This window comes from Bacteroides sp. ET71 (assembly GCF_023336905.1).
GTDB lineage: Bacteria > Bacteroidota > Bacteroidia > Bacteroidales > Bacteroidaceae > Bacteroides.
Genome location: NZ_JAMBLS010000001.1, coordinates 237,633 through 256,331, shown reverse-complemented (window position 1 = coordinate 256,331; position 18,699 = coordinate 237,633). Strand labels below are relative to the sequence as shown.

At 53.7% G+C, this 18,699-nt stretch carries 17 protein-coding genes and 1 pseudogene; 7 read left to right on the top strand and 11 right to left on the bottom strand.

Going from position 1 to position 18,699, the window contains the following annotated elements; translation table 11 throughout:
* Positions 1–24 precede the first annotated feature (24 nt).
* From rimM to tsaB, 4 genes are all read right to left on the bottom strand, one after another.
* On the bottom strand, positions 25–561 hold the full coding sequence (rimM, locus tag M3090_RS01060; RefSeq protein WP_249053546.1) for a ribosome maturation factor RimM: 537 nt from the start codon (positions 559–561) through the stop codon (positions 25–27).
* A complete protein-coding gene (gene murA, locus M3090_RS01055; protein WP_249053545.1) occupies positions 558–1,862 on the bottom strand; it encodes a UDP-N-acetylglucosamine 1-carboxyvinyltransferase in 1,305 nt (434 codons plus the stop codon). Before murA ends, rimM begins: the two co-directional genes overlap by 4 nt.
* A gap of 18 nt (positions 1,863–1,880) precedes the next feature.
* Complete coding sequence (locus tag M3090_RS01050; protein WP_249053544.1) at positions 1,881–2,519, bottom strand: DUF4290 domain-containing protein; 639 nt, start codon at positions 2,517–2,519, stop codon at positions 1,881–1,883.
* A gap of 113 nt (positions 2,520–2,632) precedes the next feature.
* Positions 2,633–3,325, bottom strand: coding sequence for a tRNA (adenosine(37)-N6)-threonylcarbamoyltransferase complex dimerization subunit type 1 TsaB (tsaB, locus tag M3090_RS01045; protein WP_249053543.1), 693 nt, complete (start codon positions 3,323–3,325; stop codon positions 2,633–2,635).
* Positions 3,326–3,537: 212 nt separating this feature from the next.
* Between tsaB and M3090_RS01040 the strand changes: the two genes are divergently transcribed.
* The 4 genes from M3090_RS01040 to nadD are packed head-to-tail and all read left to right on the top strand — an operon-like array spanning position 3,538 to position 5,814.
* Entirely contained in the window at positions 3,538–4,416 is an 879-nt protein-coding gene (locus tag M3090_RS01040; RefSeq protein ID WP_249053542.1) for a YicC/YloC family endoribonuclease, read from the top strand.
* Between the two features lie 7 nt (positions 4,417–4,423).
* The gene (gene gmk / locus M3090_RS01035) at positions 4,424–4,993 is read left to right on the top strand and encodes a guanylate kinase (protein WP_249053541.1); all 570 of its coding nucleotides are present in this window, start codon (positions 4,424–4,426) and stop codon (positions 4,991–4,993) included.
* Positions 4,983–5,216: a hypothetical protein gene (locus tag M3090_RS01030; RefSeq protein ID WP_249053540.1), complete on the top strand. Its 234-nt coding sequence runs from the start codon at positions 4,983–4,985 to the stop codon at positions 5,214–5,216. The genes gmk and M3090_RS01030 overlap by 11 nt, the downstream gene beginning before the upstream one ends.
* A 7-nt stretch (positions 5,217–5,223) precedes the next feature.
* A complete protein-coding gene (gene nadD, locus M3090_RS01025) occupies positions 5,224–5,814 on the top strand; it encodes a nicotinate (nicotinamide) nucleotide adenylyltransferase (protein ID WP_249053539.1) in 591 nt (196 codons plus the stop codon).
* A 7-nt stretch (positions 5,815–5,821) separates the two neighbouring features.
* On the opposite strand, the pseudogene M3090_RS01020 reads toward nadD, so the two are convergent.
* From M3090_RS01020 to M3090_RS01010, 3 genes and pseudogenes are all read right to left on the bottom strand, one after another.
* Positions 5,822–6,148 (bottom strand): annotated as a pseudogene (locus tag M3090_RS01020) (MarR family transcriptional regulator); the annotation flags it as partial.
* Positions 6,149–6,158: 10 nt separating this feature from the next.
* On the bottom strand, positions 6,159–8,609 hold the full coding sequence (locus M3090_RS01015; protein WP_249053538.1) for an FAD-dependent oxidoreductase: 2,451 nt from the start codon (positions 8,607–8,609) through the stop codon (positions 6,159–6,161).
* A 349-nt stretch (positions 8,610–8,958) separates the two neighbouring features.
* Complete coding sequence (locus M3090_RS01010; protein ID WP_249053537.1) at positions 8,959–10,296, bottom strand: NADP-specific glutamate dehydrogenase; 1,338 nt, start codon at positions 10,294–10,296, stop codon at positions 8,959–8,961.
* 905 nt (positions 10,297–11,201) lie between these two features.
* Here M3090_RS01010 and M3090_RS15825 point away from each other — a divergent pair.
* From M3090_RS15825 to M3090_RS01000, 3 genes are all read left to right on the top strand, one after another.
* Positions 11,202–11,330: a hypothetical protein gene (locus M3090_RS15825; protein ID WP_262918795.1), complete on the top strand. Its 129-nt coding sequence runs from the start codon at positions 11,202–11,204 to the stop codon at positions 11,328–11,330.
* A gap of 94 nt (positions 11,331–11,424) precedes the next feature.
* Entirely contained in the window at positions 11,425–14,241 is a 2,817-nt protein-coding gene (locus M3090_RS01005; RefSeq protein WP_249053536.1) for a hypothetical protein, read from the top strand.
* A 106-nt stretch (positions 14,242–14,347) separates the two neighbouring features.
* Positions 14,348–15,433, top strand: a complete 1,086-nt coding sequence (locus M3090_RS01000) for a hypothetical protein (protein WP_249053535.1) — start codon at positions 14,348–14,350, stop codon at positions 15,431–15,433.
* A 49-nt stretch (positions 15,434–15,482) separates the two neighbouring features.
* Here M3090_RS01000 and M3090_RS00995 read toward each other — a convergent pair whose 3' ends face one another.
* From M3090_RS00995 to M3090_RS00980, 4 genes are all read right to left on the bottom strand, one after another.
* Complete coding sequence (locus tag M3090_RS00995) at positions 15,483–15,662, bottom strand: hypothetical protein (protein ID WP_249053588.1); 180 nt, start codon at positions 15,660–15,662, stop codon at positions 15,483–15,485.
* On the bottom strand, positions 15,662–17,947 hold the full coding sequence (locus M3090_RS00990) for an NADP-dependent malic enzyme (RefSeq protein ID WP_249053534.1): 2,286 nt from the start codon (positions 17,945–17,947) through the stop codon (positions 15,662–15,664). The genes M3090_RS00995 and M3090_RS00990 overlap by 1 nt, the downstream gene beginning before the upstream one ends.
* Positions 17,948–18,099: 152 nt before the next feature.
* Complete coding sequence (locus M3090_RS00985) at positions 18,100–18,420, bottom strand: type II toxin-antitoxin system RelE/ParE family toxin (RefSeq protein ID WP_249053533.1); 321 nt, start codon at positions 18,418–18,420, stop codon at positions 18,100–18,102.
* Entirely contained in the window at positions 18,408–18,692 is a 285-nt protein-coding gene (locus M3090_RS00980) for a hypothetical protein (RefSeq protein ID WP_249053532.1), read from the bottom strand. Before M3090_RS00980 ends, M3090_RS00985 begins: the two co-directional genes overlap by 13 nt.
* Positions 18,693–18,699: the final 7 nt, after the last annotated feature.

Below are 18,699 nucleotides of genomic sequence, written 5' to 3'. Positions count from 1 at the left end.
CGATTAGGGTTTAGTGGTAAGTGATTAACATTCTTCCGCATCGTCCAGGTCCAGCAGTCCTTCGGGCAGGCGGACGGTGATGACGCGGTGCTTGGTGTCCATGTCCAGGATGAACTCCTCGCGGGCGGGTACCAGGAGTTCGTTGCCTCCACGGTCGATGACGAAGAGGGTATTGGGTGTGGAGGTATCCACGTCGGCCACCTCGCCCAAGTGCCCGTGCACGGTGTCCTCCAGGCGGAAGCCGACGAAGAAGTCCCAGGAGAGCTCGCCCGGCTCCCCCTCTTCAGCATGCTTCACAGGAAAGTAGACCGGGGTGTTGGTGAACTGCCGGGCCTGTTCCTGCGTGTCTACGCCTTCGAGCTTCATCAGTGCGGTGGTGTCCGAGCGGAAGCGGTATGCTTCGATGAAGAAGGGCACCAGTATCCCGTCCATGGGGCACACCAGATACTCCGCCTCCACGCGGTCGAAGATGTCGTCCGTGAAGGTGAACTGCAACTCGCCGCCGATGCCGTGCGGCTTGTTGAACATACCTATTTTATATACTTCTTCCGGTCGTATCATATCCTTGTAATCCTTGCGCCGATGGCGTTCAATCTCTTTTCAATGTCCTGGTACCCGCGGTCAATCTGCTCAATGTTGTGTATGCGGCTAATGCCGTCGGCACTCAGTGCGGCAATGAGCAGAGCGATGCCCGCACGGATGTCCGGTGAGGTCATGTTGCCCCCGCGCAGACGGAAACTGTGGTCATGACCGATGACGACGGCACGGTGCGGGTCGCACAAGATGATTTGCGCCCCCATGTCGATGAGCTTGTCCACGAAGAACAGGCGGCTTTCGAACATCTTCTGGTGGATGAGCACGCTGCCCTGCGCCTGGGTGGCCACGACGAGCATCACGCTCAGCAGGTCGGGCGTCAGTCCCGGCCACGGCGCGTCGGCAATGGTCATGATGGAGCCGTCCATGAACGACTCGATGCGGTAGTGCTCCTGGGCAGGCACGTAAATGTCATCTCCCCTCTGCTCGAGGCGGATGCCCAGGCGTCGGAAGCTGTCGGGGATGATGCCCAGATGCTGGTAGGACACGTCCTTGATGGTCAGTTCGCTCCGGGTCATGGCGGCCATGCCGATGAAGCTGCCCACCTCGATCATATCCGGCAGGATGGTGTGCTCCGCCCCGTGCAGGGTCTCCACGCCATCGATGGTCAGGAGATTCGAGGCAATGCCCGAAATCTTCGCTCCCATGCGGTTCAGCAGGTGGCAGAGCTGTTGTACGTAGGGCTCGCAGGCGGCGTTGTAGATGACGGTGCGCCCTTCGGCCAGGACGGCAGCCATGATGATGTTGGCCGTGCCCGTCACTGAAGCCTCGTCCAGCAGCATGTAAGTGCCCCGCAAGTGTTCGGCCTCGATTTCATACGCATGGCGGTCGGCGTTGTAGTTGAAGTTGGCTCCCAGCTTCTGTATGCCGATGAAGTGCGTGTCCAGTCGGCGTCGGCCAATCTTGTCGCCTCCGGGCTTGGAGATGACAGCTTGTCCGAAGCGGGTGACCAGCGGTCCTGCCAGCATCACCGAGCCGCGCAGACTGGCGCAGGTCTTCAGGAAGGCCTCGCTTTGCAGGTAGGACAAGTCCACGTCTGCGGCCTGGAAGCGATAGGTGTCGGGGCTTTCCTTGGTGACACGCACGCCCATGTCGCGGAGGAGTTGGATGAGGTTGTTTACATCCAGAATGTCGGGCACATTGCGCACCACTACCTCGTCCTGTGTGAGCAGGGTGGCGCAGATGATTTGCAGTGCCTCGTTCTTGGCGCCCTGGGGGCGTATTTCTCCCTCCAGCTTGTGTCCTCCTTCGATGATGAATGATGCCATGAGTTGAAGTTTTCTTTTTTAGCGTTTTCCGCCTTTTTTGTTGCGGTTATTGTTGCGGTTGTTGTTATTGCTGTTCGGATAATTATTTTTTAGGGGGCGGCAATAGCGGTTGATGCGTTCGTTCATCAAGCGCACGATGTCTGGCGTCATGTGCAGCTTTCCCTTAGACAATTCTTCGAGGTCGTCTGCAATCTTCTGGTCTTCTACCGTGTCTTTGTTCCATGCCATGTAGTCTTTTTTCATGTGGTTGCAGATGAGAGCCACGAGGTTTTGTTTTTCGTCTCCTTCGGGCATTTCGCAAGCTTTTTGAATAAGGACTTCCAGTGTGCGGCCGTAGTGGCGGTAGCGTATTTGGGTACGCGGATAGGGGATTGAGTCTGGTTTGGTGTTCAGCCTGTCTTTGCGGATGATTTCGCACGGGTAGTCAATGTCCAGCTTGAAGTCGGACATGATGGCCAGATGGTCCCAGAGCTTTTGTTTGAAGTCGGGCACATCTCTCAGGTGTGGAAACATGCTGCCCATGATGTTGACGATGGTGTTCGCGCAGCGTTGGCGTTCGGCGCGGTCTTGTATGGTCAGGGCATAATCTACCATGTTCTGGATGCTTCGTCCGTATTCGGGCAGTGACATTCGTTTCTGTTGGGTGTTGTATTGCATATATTTAAATGAAGAATTAAGAATGAAGAATGAAGAACTCAGCAGGCATGAAAGACAGTGGATGAACCGGAAAATTCTTCACCGTGCGTGAGGCGCGATTTTTCATTCTTCTATTAAACAAGTTTCTTTGGTTTGCCGGCCACGAATTCCTTCAGATAGAAAGGTTCGAAATAGGCCACGTCTTCGAAGCGGCCTTCGGCCATGGCGCGTTCGGCCAGCGGAAACATCATGGAGGCTTGCGGGTAGATGCCGTCGATGAAGTGTGCATTGGGATGGGTCAGGCGGTCTTTGCATTTGGCGGCGCCGTCTCCGAAGAAATACACCGGGTGCTGCTCCAGGAACTCTGCGTACGAGTGTTCGTCCACGATGTCGGCGTTTGTGGGGCGTATGGTGTGCAAGGCACGGTCGTAGATGGCGGCATACACCTCCATGCGGCGGGCGTCTATCATGGGGCATAGCAGGGCGTCGTCTGGAAGTTCGTCGTGGTAGAGAAGCACGGGTACGCACAACACTTGGAGCGTGGGCAGGCCGATGAGGCGCAGGTCGCGTCCGTAGCAGATGCCTTTGGCCATCGACACGCCGATGCGCAGGCCTGTGTACGAGCCTGGCCCGCAACTGACGGCCACGGCGTCCAGCGGTATGGCGTGGCTGTCGGCGAAAGACAAGGCTTCGTCCACAAATACACCCAGCAAGGTGGCATGCGAAGGACCCTTGCGTTCTTCTTGCCGGAAGATGCATTGCCCGTCTTGGCTCACAGCTACCGAGCAGGCCGTAGTAGATGTTTCAATATGTAAGATAGATGACATAGCTATGTTTACTGTAATTCTGTTTATCGTCATTCCGAGGAAGAGCCGTCCTCACGCCGAGGAAAAGCCGTCTCCACGTCGAGGAAGAAGGAAATGCCGGCCAAGCCAGGCGTGTCTGTATGCTTTCTCCTCTCTTTCAGCCTACAAAAATACGGGATTATTTTCAGTAATTAAAATATTCGCGTAATTTTGCGCAAAACTTAAGAAGCATTATGATACAATCCATGACGGGTTATGGCAAGGCTGCCGTCGAAGGACCCGATAAACGAATCAATGTCGAGATAAAGTCACTCAACAGTAAGGCGCTGGATTTGTCCGCCCGCATCGCGCCTCTTTATCGTGAAAAGGAGATGGAAATCCGGGCGGAGATAGCGCGCACGCTCGAACGCGGCAAGGTGGATTTCTGCCTGTGGATAGAGAAAAAGGAAGGAGCCACCCCGGCTACTCCCATCGACCCGGCTCTGGTGCAAGCCTATTACCAGCGGATTAAAGAAATTTCCGCGGCCACGGGCATCCCCGAGCCAGCCGATTGGTTTGGCACCCTCTTGCGCCTGCCCGACGTCTTGGCCAAGAACGAAGTGCAGGAGCTTTCGGATGAAGAATGGGCTTTGGCGCACGAAGCTGTCCAGCGTGCCTTGGACGCGCTGGTGGAGTTCCGACGCCAGGAAGGCATTGCGTTGGAGAAAAAATTCCGCGAGAAGATTGCCAACATTTCCCGCCTCCTGACAGAAGTAGAGCCTTATGAGCAAGAACGTGTGGGGCGCATCAAAGAGCGCATCGTGGAGGCTCTTCAGAAGACATTGGAAGTGGATTATGACAAAAACCGCTTGGAACAAGAATTGATTTACTACATCGAAAAGCTGGATATCAACGAAGAAAAACAGCGGCTGGCCAACCACCTGAAATATTTCATCCAAACCTTGGAAGAAGGCCACGGACAGGGGAAGAAGCTGGGCTTCATCGCCCAAGAGATGGGGCGCGAAATCAATACCCTCGGCAGCAAGTCGAACCAGGCGGAGATGCAGCGCATCGTCGTGCGCATGAAAGACGAACTGGAGCAAATCAAGGAACAGGTGTTGAACGTAATGTAATGGAAAGATGAAGAAACTGATTATCTTTTCCGCCCCCAGCGGCTCGGGCAAATCGACCATCATCAACTACTTGCTGGCACAACCGGGTCTGGACCTGGCCTTTTCCATCTCCGCCACCAGCCGCCCCCCGAGAGGCACGGAGCGCGACGGCGTAGAGTATTTCTTCCTTACCCCCGACGAGTTCCGCCGGCGCATCCAGGCAGGCGACTTTCTGGAGTATGAGGAAGTTTACAAAGACCGCTTCTACGGCACGCTGAAGGAGCAAGTCGAGCGCCAGTTGGACGCCGGGCAGAATGTCATTTTCGATGTCGACGTGGTAGGCGGATGCCATATCAAGGAGTTTTACGGCCAGCGGGCGTTGAGCATCTTCATTCAGCCGCCTTCAGTAGAAGAGTTGCGCCGGCGCCTGGTGGGAAGAGGCACAGACACGCCCGAAGTCATCGAAAGTCGCGTGGCCAAGGCTTCTTACGAATTGACCTTTGCTTCGCGCTTCGACCGCGTCATCGTGAACGACGACCTGGAGCAAGCCAAGGCCGAGACGCTGCGAGTAGTGAAAGAATTTCTGAATGAAAAATAAGCTTCCCATGAAACGTGATTATAGCGGAAAACACCTCTCCCGGAAGACGCATAAAGTGCTGCTGGTGGTCAACATTGTTTTGTTCCTGGCCGCAGCCGCCCTTGCAGGAGGAAACCTTTATTACAAAGAAACGGTGGGAACGGTGGCCATGCTGCTGGTGATGATTGTTGCCGCAGGCAATGCCATCCGGAGCGGTTTGTTCCTGAAGAACAACCAGAAATGAGCGGGGCATGAAGGTCGGTGTCTTCAGCGGTTCGTTCAACCCCGTGCATGTGGGCCATCTGGCTTTGGCCAACTATTTGTGCGAGTTTGGCGAGGTGGACGAGGTGTGGTTCCTTGTCTCGCCCCGCAATCCTTTCAAGCAAGGGCAGGAGTTGATGGACGACCATTTGCGCCTGCGCCTTGTCCGTTTGGCGATTGAGGGTTATCCGCGTTTCCGCGCTTCAGATGTGGAGTTCGCCTTGCCCCGCCCTTCTTATACCATCCATACGCTCGACAAGCTTCGGAGCCTGTATCCTTCGCATGAGTTCCATCTCATCATTGGTTCAGACAATTGGGCGGGTTTCCCGCGCTGGCGCGAGGCGGGGCGTATCTTGGCAGAGCATCACCTGATTATTTACCCCCGCCCGGGTTATCCCGTAGACGAGGGCTCCTTGCCTCCGCGTGTGCGCCTCACCTCTGCGCCTGTCCTGGATGTTAGTTCCACTTTTATCCGCCAGTCTTTGGCTCAAGGCAGGGATGTGCGCTTCTTTCTGCATCCGGCTGTGTGGGAGGCTTTGGTCTCTGCTTGTCATGGTCGGGGAAGCGGCTTAGGGCTTTGAGCAAATCTTCGGGCACCTCGTGTGTACTTTCTTTTATTTCTTGGATGAGGCGTCTGCCTTCGGGTGTGAGTGTGAAGAGCATGTGCCGTTTGTCCTCCTTGCCTATGAGGCGTGCGATGAGTTGCTTGTCTTCTACGGGGCGGATGACTTTCGATGTGTTGGAGGGTGTCAGCCCCAAGGCTTCGGCCAGTTCGCTGGCACTGAGGCAGGGTTGTTCCAGCAGGGTGCAGAGCAGCATGCCTTCGTTCAGCGTCAGGCCGAAGCGTTGGATGAAAGCGGCCTCGAAGCGTGCGATGGCCCGTTGCAGGTCGCGTATTTTGCATAGGTCTTCCATAAGCGGTTCTTCAAATAAACAGGTTCACGTTGGCTTCTTCGGCTCGTTGCATGTAGGTGGCTACGCCGCCGATGCTTACCCCGTCAATCAGTTCTTCGCGTGCGATGCCCATCATGTCCATCGACATTTGGCAGGCGATGAACTCTACACCTTGGGCCAGTGCTTCGCTACGGAGTGTTTCGAGCGAGGCTACACCTTTCTGCTTCATGCGGGTGCGCATCAGTGCGGTGCCCAGTCCTAACATGTGGAGTTTGGAGAGCTTCAGCGACCGCGAGCTGGCGGGAAGCATCCAGCCGAACATCCGTCCGAAGAAGTCTTTTTTGACAGCCGGTTTCTGCTCTTTTTTCAAGAGGTTCAGTCCCCAGAAGGTGAAGAAGATGGATACTTTACGCCCGGTGGCGGCAGCTCCGTTGGCCAGCACGAAGGTGGCCAGTGCCTTGTCGAAGTCGTCGCTGAAGAGGATGAGTGTCTTCCCTCGTTCGGGGGCAGTGCAGGCCGATGTTTGTTGTGGAGCAGGCTGCTGGTTTTTTCCTTTGCGGATGCGCACCAGGTAGCGTCCGTTTTCTGTGCGGCGTTCCAGCAATGTGTTGCCTGTCGAGGCGCACCAGGCTTCGGCGTCGCGTGAGAAGCCTGCATCGGTAGCACTAATCTCCAGGCATTGTCCTTCTTCCATCCGGTCGATGGCTTTCTTTACTTCGAGGATGGGGCCGGGGCATTGCAGTCCGCAGGCGTCTATGCGGAGCGTGGCGGGCCGGGGTGTTGCAGCGAGGCAGTTGCCGGTGGCAGGCGACGGTTCTGTTGGCTGTTGCAGTGGGAGTGGTGCTGTGGCTGCCGACCAGGTGCGGTATCCGCCTGCCAGGTTGCGCACGTGGGTGTATCCGTGTCCTGCCAAGATGCGTTGGGCCAGGTATCCGCGCAAGCCTACGGCGCAGAAGACGACAATGTTCTGCTGTGCGGGCATTTCGTCGAGGCGTTCGCGCAGTTCGTCCAGAGGGATGTTGATGGCGTTGGGGATTGTGCCGAAGGCATATTCCTCGGGCGTGCGGGTATCAATCAGTGTCACTTGTTCTTTTTCCTTTTCCAATTCGCGCCAGGTGATGGCAGGCATTGTCCCGCTGACGATGTTTCCCGCCACGTATCCTGCCAGCGCAATGGGGTCTTTGGCCGATGAATAAGGCGGGGCATAGGCGTGTTCTGTCTCCATGAGGTCGAACACGGTGCCTCGGTGCTTGATGATTTGCGCCAGTTGGTCGATGCGTTTATCCACGCCTTCCACGCCCACGCATTGCGCTCCGTAGAGCTGTCCGCTTTGAGGGTTGAATGTCAGTTTGAGCGTCAGGGGCATGGCGCCGGGATAATAAGAGGCGTGCGACGAGGGGTGTGTCCACGACGAGGCATATGGAATGCCTGCCAAGGCGAGGCGTTTGGCGGGGAGTCCGGTGGAGGCTACGGTGAGGTCGAATACGCGCGCCACGGAGGTGCCGATGGAGCCCTCGTACTTCATGTGATTGCCCCGTGCCATGTTGTCAGCCACGATGCGTCCTTGGCGGTTGGCGGGGCCTGCCAGGTAATTCAGCCAAGGGATTCCGCTGACGGGGTGGGGGAACTCGATGGCATCGCCCACGGCGTAGATGCCTGGTTCCGATGTCTCCAGATATTCATCTACGCGGATGCCTCCCGTCTTGCCCAGTTCCAATCCGGCGTCGCGCGCCAGGGTAGTGTTGGGCCGCACGCCGATGCTGAGCAATACCAGGTCGGCTGCGAGTGTCTTCCCGCTTTTCAGTGTGACCTCGATGCCTGCGTCTGTGCGGCGGAAGGAGTCGACAGCTTCTTCCAGGTACAGTCCTACGCCTTTCTCTGCCAGGTGGCGTGCTACGGGTGCCGCCATGGAGTAGTCCAGAGGAGACATGACTTGCGAGGCCATTTCGACGATGCTGACGCGGATACCTGCGTGGTGCAGGTTTTCGGCCATCTCCAGGCCAATGAATCCGGCTCCCACGATGATGGCATGCTTGGGATGGGTGTGTGCGATGTAGGCTTTGATACGGTCGGTGTCGTCAACCGTGCGCAGGGTGAAGATGCCTTTGGTGTCGATGCCTGGCAGGGGTGGGCGCACAGGGATGGAGCCGGGCGACAGTAGCAGACGGTCGTAGCTTTCTTCGTACTTCTGGCCAGCTTTGTTGCATATCTGCACGATGCGCCGTGCGGGGTCGATGTGTTTGGCTTCTTGCTCTGTGCGCACGTCGATGCGGAAGCGGCGGGCGAAGCTTTCGGGGGTCTGCACCAGCAGGCGGTCTCGTTGGCTGATGATGCCTCCGATGTAGTAGGGCAGGCCGCAGTTGGCGTAGGAGATGTACTTGCCTTTTTCCAGCAGGATGATTTCGCTGTTTTCGTCGATGCGGCGCAGGCGGGCCGCGGCGGTGGCTCCTCCGGCCACTCCGCCGATGATGAGGTACTTCATGGGCTTCTTTTTTTAGGGTTTGCCTGCAAAATAAGGATATTTTTTTGAGCTGGCAATGATTTCCAGTGGAAAATAATGTTAATGGCAAATTTTTGCTTCCGACTAGAGCTTGTTGTTTAGAAATCGTTCTCTCTGTCATGTTGAGCGAAGTCGAAACATCTCCCTAATACTTTTCAGGTGTATAGTGGGTTTCCTCGACTTGGCTCGGGATGACAGGGAAAATGAGACTTTTATCAGCGTCGGAAAAAGAAAGCAGGAATCCCCGTTTTCTTATTTTCGGGTTTTCCTGCTTTTTGTGCTATGGCTTTTGGGAGACTGAAATCAAGTTCTTTTCAGTCTTTCGACTGTCTCACACGATGCCCTGTGCCATCATGGCCTTGGCCACCTTCATGAATCCGGCGATGTTGGCGCCTTTGACGTAGTTGACGTAGCCGTCGGGTTCGGTGCCATACTTCACGCAGTTCTCGTGGATGTTCTCCATGATGTAATGCAGTTTGTTGTCCACCTCTTCGGCGCTCCACGAGAGGCGCTCGGAGTTCTGCGTCATCTCGAGGCCGGAGACGGACACGCCGCCTGCATTGGCTGCCTTGCCCGGGGCGTAGAGAATCTTGGCTTCCTGGAAGACGCGGATGGCTTCGGGCGTGGAGGGCATGTTGGCGCCTTCGGAGACGGCGATGACGCCGTTGGCCACGAGCTTGCGGGCGTCGTCGCCGTCAATCTCGTTTTGTGTGGCGCTGGGCAGTGCGATGTCGGCCTTCTCGCCCCAGGGGCGTGCGCCTTCGACGTACTTCACGCCGGGGTATTGCTCGGCATACTCGCGGATGCGTCCGCGGTAGAGGTTCTTCAGCTCCATGATGTAGTCCAGCTTCTCGCGGTCGATGCCTTCGGGGTCGTAGATGTAGCCGTCGGAGTCGCTCATGGTCAGCACCTTGCCGCCCAGTTGGAGGACTTTTTCGGCGGTGTACTGTGCCACGTTGCCCGAGCCGCTGATGAGCACCGATTTGCCCTGGAGGTCCATGCCTTTGGTTTTCAGCATCTCCATGAGGAAGTAGACGTTGCCGTAGCCGGTGGCTTCGGGGCGGATGAGGGAGCCGCCGAACTCTTGTCCCTTGCCGGTGAGCACGCCGCTGAACTCGCGCGTCAGCTTCTTGTACATGCCGAACATGAATCCCACTTCACGTCCGCCCACGCCGATGTCGCCTGCGGGCACGTCGATGTCGGGGCCGATGTGGCGCCACAGTTCGAGCATGAAGGCCTGGCAGAAGCGCATCACCTCGGCGTTGCTCTTGCCGCGGGGCGAGAAGTCGGAGCCGCCTTTGCCGCCGCCCATGGGCAGGGTGGTGAGGGAGTTCTTGAAGGTCTGCTCGAAGGCGAGGAACTTCAGGATGCCCAGGTTGACGGAGGCGTGGAAGCGGATGCCGCCTTTGTAGGGGCCGATGGCGTTGTTGTGCTGCACGCGGTAGCCCATGTTGGTGCGCACGTTGCCCTGGTCGTCCACCCACGTCACGCGGAACTGGTAGACGCGGTCGGGGATGCAGAGGCGTTCAATCAGGTTTACCTTGTCGAACTCGGGGTGCTTGTTATACTCCTCTTCGATGGTGGAGAGCACTTCTTCTACGGCTTGGTGGTACTCCGGTTCGCCGGGGAACCGTCTTTTCAGGTCTTCTAATACTTTAGCTGCATTCATACTTGTTGATGTTTTATTGATTTCTGATATCGTTTTTCTGTTATTTTGCTGATAACGGTTGCAAAAGTACACATAAATTTGATACGAGCAAACAAATGATAAATAAAATACGGGGAAAAATAACAATTTTATTGGATTTTCCTGTTTCGCGTGTCTTTTTAATCCCATTTCATGTCGTGCGCGCGACAGCCTTTTCTGCTCAGACAGCCCGGATCGCAAGCTATCGCAGGGAGTCTGCAGCCGTACATTCCTCGCGCCTCGGTCTTGTGCATGACAAGAGCGAGGTAAGAGCGAGGTAGGAGCGAGAAACGACTTGGATCTTAATATATAGTTTTATAGGGCGGGGCAGGGATGCCCCACCTCCTGCTGTGCCCGTTTTCGGGAGCGTGCAAAATCGTACCTCGTCCCTACCTCGTCCTTGTCTTATAACAGGGACGAGGTAGGGAGGAAGTAGGGACGAGAAACGACTTTGGTAGGATTCAGGGTTGACATAAGATATAAGTAGGTACTGAAATTTAGTTTATACATTGTGTAGTATCTGTCATGTTGAGCGGAGCGCAGCGAAGTCGAAACATCTCCCTAATACTTTTCATGCGCATAGTGGGATCCCTCGACTGTGCTCGGGATGACAGGGAAAAGGAATTTTAAATAAGCTTTAAGTAGTGAGGTCATTTTTTGTGCAATCGTTTAGGAAGGTTTTGCATCCTGTCTTATCACCCCCGTGAGCCGGTTTATAGAAAAAAAGATAAAAAAAAGCATTTTTTTCTTGGTGGAACGAATAATATTAATCATATTTGCACCGTATTTCGTACGGAGCCAAGGAAAGGAAAGGAATAATAGCGAAGGCAAAAATACGGAAAAATAGCATAAATAACATAGTATTAATCAATTAAAATTAAACAACAATGGAGAAAGTTTTGAATTACGTGGCTCCCGAAGTGGAGGTAGTAGAAGTACAGATTGAGAAAGGGTTTGCGGGATCGCCGATAGGTGAGGGCGGACAAACGCCTGACGATGGTGAGTCCCCGTTCTGAATCATTGTCTGAAAAACCGGCTGTCAGACTTTAAGTGATACGTCCGGTTCTGCAAAAGAGAAGTATGTATTTTTTTAATAAACTAAAACAAAGTATGAAGAGTAAATTTTTATTAGGAGCATTAGCTTTTCCTCTCGTTTTTGCAGCTTGTACAAACGATGAGTTTGAAGTGAACAATGCAGGGCAACAAGCAGGTCTCAATGGGGATGTGATTGAATTGCCTGATAACTTTGCCTTAACGGGCGCAAAGGGTGAGGATGACGCCAATACGCGTGCCGGTCAGATTAATAACCGTTTAGGTTGGTTGCCGACTTTGAAGAATGATGTGGGTAGCGATGCCCAAATCACCATCGCTGATTTGTTGTTGAAAGAGAATTGGGACAACATCGGTTTGGCATGGTTGAATAAAGTAGAAGACGGTCAAGTGTATTCGAACTACAAGTTCACGCACTATGGTTGGTTGGCAACAGGGGCCACAGAGGTTAAGACCGACCCTTGCAACGACAATGTAATGACCAATGCTACTTGGTTTGACGCCAATAAACAGCAGTTTGAAAAGTGGGATGTTTCCGGTGAAGACTTCACAAAGGTAACAGCCTTCGATAATGCTGGCGCATATTCTTTTGAAAAAAGCAACTTTATTAATGCCGGCGTAGACGCTAACCGTGGTCTGTTCCGTACGGACTTGGGCACTGTGTTCGGTGGTAATTATTTGGTTTACTATCCGTTCAACGAAGAGATGAAAGATGCCGGTTACTTGCAGGCTATTTCGGACACCGAGTTTAAAGATGCTTATCAAGGAGGCGGTAAAAATGTTTTTATGCAGGCATTGTCGCCCAAGCACTTCATGGTGGGCCGTACGAGCATTTCTGGCGGTACGCAATCTGCTGAGTTTACGCTGCAGCGTCTGACGGGTGCCATCGCCATCCAGTTGCAGAACTATGGTAGTGAAATCAAGGACATTGAATCTGTTGTATTGTATGCTAACGGCGGAAACTTCTACACTTCCGTAGGATTGGATGCAGCCAAAATCAATGGCCAAGCTATTACAAACGTAAACGGACTGTATGTAGAAAATCCTGAAACAACCCAGACGAGCAAGTTGCTGGTTTCTCGCGTTACTACTCCTATTGCGATTCCTGCCGCTAATGCTTATGGTCCGGGAACGGCAGTATTTGCATTCGTTGCATTGCCTGTCAGCTTCGATGGCTACACGATTGTAGTTCAGGATAAAGATGGCAACAGTTGGGCTAAGAAATTTGATGAAACGCTGACTGTTCCTGCTGGTGGCTGTAGCAGTTACTGGTTCACTCGAAGCGTAGCTATACAGGCACCCTCTGCTGACAACCTGTATGCTTATGACGAAGCCAGCTTCAAGCTTGCTGTTGAGAAGGCTAAATCAGCTAAAACGACTCAGTCTACTATTCACCTGTTGGGTACTATCGAGCTGACAGAATCTGTTAGCGTTTCTGGCAATGTTACTATCCAGGCTGAGACTGCTGACGATAAGTTGGTGCTGACCCGCCAAGAGGATAAGGCTGTTAATTTGTGGATTATGAAGGGCGCTACGGTTAACTGTGATGTTGAAATCCAAGGTCAAGGCTGCTGCGGCTTGAAACCCGCTACGATGGACATGAACGGTAGCCTCGGTAAAGACTACACCATCACCAACTATGGTAGCAAGATCACCTTCGGTAAGGGCACTTCTACGAGCAACCGCGTACAATCCGAAATCAACGGTACTATCCTGAACATTATCGACCCCGACAATGAAGATCCGGAAACCAACAAGCCCGAAATCGTCGTTAACGCTTACACTACCCTCGACTTGAAGGGTAGCCTGACGAATAAAGGTTACATCACAGTTGAAACCGCTGGAACTGACAAGAGCGGTGATGACGGAACGCTGAATGTTTATAACGGTGCAACACTGACTAACGAACATTTCGTGACTATCGAAGGTAACATGGCTACCCAAGGTAATGCCTTCACCAACAAGAGCGGTGCTACGTTCACCGTGAAGGTAGGTGCACAGATCACCGGTAAGGGCGTAGTGAACGAAGACGGTGGTGAATACATCTGCGAAGTAAACAGTGAACGTCGTTACCTCGACGCTATCAATAATGCCCAGGATGCTATCCACAGCACAACATTGGTTCGCTTCATTGATACTACTCCTGCTGTTGACCAAACCTATGTTTTGAAAGGCAACACGGCTGACAACAGCATCACTAACAAGAATGGTCAAGTTATTAACTTCGAGTCTGATTTGGATGCTGCTAAAAACCTCACCTTGGAGCACGAATTGGATGCTTCCAGTGAGCCCATCCCGGCTACTATCGGTAAGCTGACGATTGTAAACGGAGGTTTCCAAATGGATCATGCTGCATTGACTATGGGTGAACTTGAAATCAACCGTGAAAATGAGGCGCAGCGTTGGACGAGATTCAACGAGACGCTGATTGTTACGGGCGATGTAAACATCGTAAAGAACAACCACGGAGCTGCCGGTGAAGATGACATTAAGTTCGTGAAAGGTGTTAACATCGGTGGTGACATGAACGTGCTTGACATGGGTGATGAGGAAGTCATCTTCCCCGAAGGCATTGAAAGCAACATCGGCGGCACGCTGAAAGTTGACCAAGCTATTGCTACCTTCGAAAAGGCTACCACCAACAATATCGGTGTGAACATGGTAGTAACTGAAATGGGTAAAGCCTCTTTCGCAGCCAACTCGATTACGACTATCCAGCAGACGTTTGAAAATGATGGTGTAGTAAACATCATGCCGCAGACGATGGTAGGTAATGGAGAAGTTGCTGCCCGCGTTATCTGCCGCAGCTTCACGAACTTCGGTGACAAGAGCCATTGGTTGAACGGTTCTTATCCGCAAGACACATTGGGTGACTGATAAAGTTCTTTCTTCCCGATTAATTAATTGAATGTATTCCCCGCTTATACCCTGGTGTATGGGCGGGGATTTTTCTTGAAATACTTATTCTACTTGCTATCCGTCGATGATGAGGAATTACACCTTTTCGAAATGGATGAAACGCCTGGCGGACAATCGTTGGAGTCTGCTGAAGGCGACAGGCATGGGCCTGTTCGTCGGTTTGTTCATTGCTTTCTGCATTCCCAATGAGTATGAGTGCAGTATTTTCACCGTGCCTGAAAGCACCGGAATATCGTTAACTGACGAAACATACGGCCTGTCCATAGATGCCGCCTTGGGAAATGACAGAATCCAAGACGCTCTTCTACCCAGCCTTTACCCACAACTCATTGCCTCACCCACCTTTCTTGTCCCTCTGTTTGAAGTGCCCGTACAGCCATCCTTCTGTCTGCCGGATAGCACTATTTCCCTATATGAATACATGGACAGACACCAGCGGCGTCCGTGGTGGAACTTCCTGCAATCAGCTTTTAGCAAGGCAGTCGGACTGCTTACCGGTTCCTTTCTCGAGAAGCCTCGCCGGGTAGAGACTAACTATACGGGCGAGCAGACGGAGGCATGTCCCGGCATCCTCTCCCTCTCTGCCAAAGACTCCGGTATAGCGGGAGCCATCAGAAGTCGCCTCACAATCGGCGTGGACAGGGAGAAACGTACCATCACCATCACTTGCCGCATGCAAGACCCGCACGTGGCAACTGCTGTAGCCGATACGGTGAGAAGTCGCATACAGGCTCTCATTACCGACTATCGTACACAAAAAGAGCGCAAGAACTTGGCTCATGTGCAAGAGTGGCACTGCCAAGCCCGCGAGAGATATTATCAAGCTCAAGAGACACAAGCTGCTTTCGAGGACAGTCATCGTGATTTGAGCACCCGTATGGCGCGTAAGGAGTTGGTTAATCTGCAAATCAAGACTGCGCAGGCTCGCGAGGAATACGAGCGTACAGCCCGGTTGGTGCAGGCCGCGGAGGTCAGGTTGGTAAAGGTACGGCCTGTGTTTGCTGTCATACAGCCTGCTACGACTCCCGTTGATCCTGTATCGCCTAGCCTGCTGAAGTACATGGCGGTCTTCGCTCTGCTGGGATTCTTGGTTGGCTGTGCCGGGATTTGGGTGCGAGGGAGGCGGGGGCGCTCTGCCTCTCATGGATAATAAAAAAGCACCGCAGGGATGCGGTGCCTCCTATGGGTTTCTGAAGAATTTAGCTTCCTCTGAGAGATTTGATGACGGGTATGAACACCAGCGCGCCGCTGAGCAGCAGCATCAGCACCGTGGGTCCGTCGATTCGCTCGGCCTTTGTGAGCACAATGTAGCATAGCGCCCCCCAGAGGAGCACTATGCATATGCATTGCGATTTCGAGAGCCGTTTGCGCCGGCGCATCATTGCTCAGCCTTCTTCTTGGCCACGATGGCGTCAATGGCAGCCACGGCCGTGATGTTGACGATGTCGCGCACGGAGCTTTCGAAGTCGGTGAAGTGGATGGGCTTGTTCAACCCCATCTGTATCGGGCCGATCAGCTCGCCGTCGGTATGCATGCCCTGCAGGAGCTGGTAGCCGGCGTTGGCCGACGAAAGCGTGGGGAAGATGAGCGTGTTCACATCCTTGCCGTTCAGCCGCGTGAAGGGATACTTCTGGTCGCGCAGCTCGCGGTTCAGTGCAAAGTTCACCTGCATCTCGCCGTCGATGGCCAGGTCGGGATAATTCGTCTGCATGTATTCCACTGCCTTGTGCACGTTGACGGGGCTTCCCACGGTGTCGGCGCCGAAGTTCGAATAACTCAGCATGGCGATGACCGGCGTCTGGTTGAAGAAACGCACGGTGTGGGCCGTCAGCTTGGCGATGTCAATCATCGTCTCGGCATCGGGATGGCGGTTGATGAGCGTGTCGGCCAGGAACATGATGCCTTTCTTCGAGTTGAGGATGTGCATCGTGGCGAAAGTCTTGTAGCCCGGCTGTATGCCGATGACTTCCTTGGCCACCTTGATGGTGTTGCTATATTTGGTGTAGAGGCCTGTGATGAAAGCGTCTGCTTCGCCCGTCTCCACCATCATCATGCCGAAGTAGTTGCGCTCGAACATCTTGTCGTTGGCTTCCTCGTAGGTGGCACCTTCGCGGGCGCGCTTTTCGGAGAGGATGCGTGCGTAGCGTTCGCGGCGCTCCTGCTCGTTGGGGTGGCGCAGGTTCACCACTTCGATGCCCTCGAGGCTGAGGTTGAGCTTCTTGGCCATCTTGGCGATGAGTTCGTCGTTGCCCAGCAGGATGGGTTGGCAGATGCCTTCGGCCTTGGCTTCGACGGCAGCTTTCAGCATTTTGGGGTGCGTGCCTTCGGCAAAGACCACGCGCTGGGGGTTCTGTCGCGCCAGCTCGTAGAGTTGGGCGGTAAACTGGCTTTCGTAGCCCATCAGTTCCAGCAGGTGCTGCTTGTAGGCATCCCAGTCGGTGATGGGGGTGCGTGCCACTCCGCTCTCGATGGCGGCGCGTGCCACGGCGCTGGACACCTCGGTGATGAGGCGCGGGTCGACGGGTTTCGGTATGAAATAGTCGCGGCCGAAGGTGAGGTCGTTCACATGGTAGGCATTGTTCACCACGTCGGGCACCGGCTGCTTGGCCAGTCCGGCAATGGCGCGCACGGCGGCAATCTTCATCTCCTCGTTGATGGCCTTGGCGTGCGTGTCGAGTGCTCCGCGGAAGATGTAGGGGAAGCCGATGACGTTGTTAATCTGGTTGGGATAGTCGGAACGTCCGGTAGCCATCAGCACGTCGGGGCGCGCCTCCATGGCATCTTCGTAAGAGATTTCGGGCGTGGGGTTGGCCAGTGCGAAAACGATGGGGTTCGGGGCCATCGAGCGCACCATGTCTTGTGTCAGCACGTTGCCTTTGGAGAGGCCCAGGAAGACGTCGGCTCCCTCGATGGCTTCGGCCAGGGTGTGGATGTCGCGGTCGGTGGCGAAGAAGCGTTTCTGCTCGTTTAGCCCCTCGCGGTCCTTGCGGATGACGCCTTTGCTGTCCAGCATGACGACGTTCTCCAGGCGTGCGCCCAACGAGATGTAGAGCTTGGTGCACGACACGGCAGAGGCGCCTGCACCATTCACCACTATCTTGACGTCTTCAATCTTCTTGCCGGCCACTTCCAGCGCGTTGAGCAGGCCTGCACTGGAGATGATGGCGGTGCCGTGCTGGTCGTCGTGCATGACGGGGATGTCCAGCTCTTCCTTCAGCCGGCGTTCAATCTCGAAGCACTCGGGTGCCTTGATATCCTCCAGGTTGATGCCTCCGAAGGTGGGTGCGATGGCCTTGACAGCTTCGACAAACTTGGCGGGGTCTTTCTCGTTCACCTCGATGTCGAACACGTCAATACCGGCATATATCTTGAACAACAGTCCCTTGCCTTCCATCACGGGTTTACCCGAGAGGGCTCCTATATCGCCCAGTCCCAAAACGGCGGTTCCGTTGGAGATGACAGCCACGAGGTTTCCCTTCGCCGTGTATTTGTAGGCGTCGATAGGGTTCTTTTCAATCTCCAGGCATGGCTCTGCCACTCCGGGCGAGTAGGCAAGCGAGAGGTCAGTCTGTGTACTGTAAGGTTTGGTGGGTACTACTTCGATTTTGCCGGGCTTGCCCATCGAGTGATAGAGCAAGGCGGCTTCTTTGGTTATTTTTGCCATAGATGTATAATGAATTAGATAGATTGTCTTTGCGTTTCGTGCCCGCAAAATTAGTGAAATCTGTGTGAAAATGTAAGATGAAAGGCTGAAAAATCTTTAAGATGTCAGGAGAGGGAGGGGAATTTGTGTTTTTTTAAAAGACGTGAAAAGGGTTAACGCACTCTTTGCTTAAGGTTTGCCGGGTTCATGCGCGTGTCCCATATATCGACGATACGCAAGATGTCTTTATCGGTGGAATAATAATAAATAAGTTTATAATGTTCGTGTATGACAAGACTCCTGAACTGCAATTTGTTTCCCTGCAATTCTGGTTCGTTTTTCCCCATCAGAGGATTCGTGGACAATAATTTTTCTGTTTCCTTGATTGTCAGTCTCATATTTTTAGCCACTCTTTTTCCCCATGTCAGGCTTCCGTATCTTAAGATTTCCACCAAACTCTCTTTGGCCAGTTTATCCCATTTTATCTTAACCATGGCATTTCGTTGAGAAGTTCTTCTTCAATTTTTTCTGAGTCTATGCCGGGGTCATCTTGTAATATGCGGACTTCGGCTTCGTACAAGCGTCGTTGTCTTTCTTCCGCACTGAACTGGCAGGGGGGATTTGCTACGCCCGTTTTCTCTTCTTTTTCTTTCCTTGCCTCGTTTATCAGTTTTTCGCCCAGCCACATTTTGTTGTCGGCATTGAGCGACATGGCCTGTATCATTTGCCACAAGTGATTTCTGTCTAAAGTGATGGTCTTTTTCATAATTGTT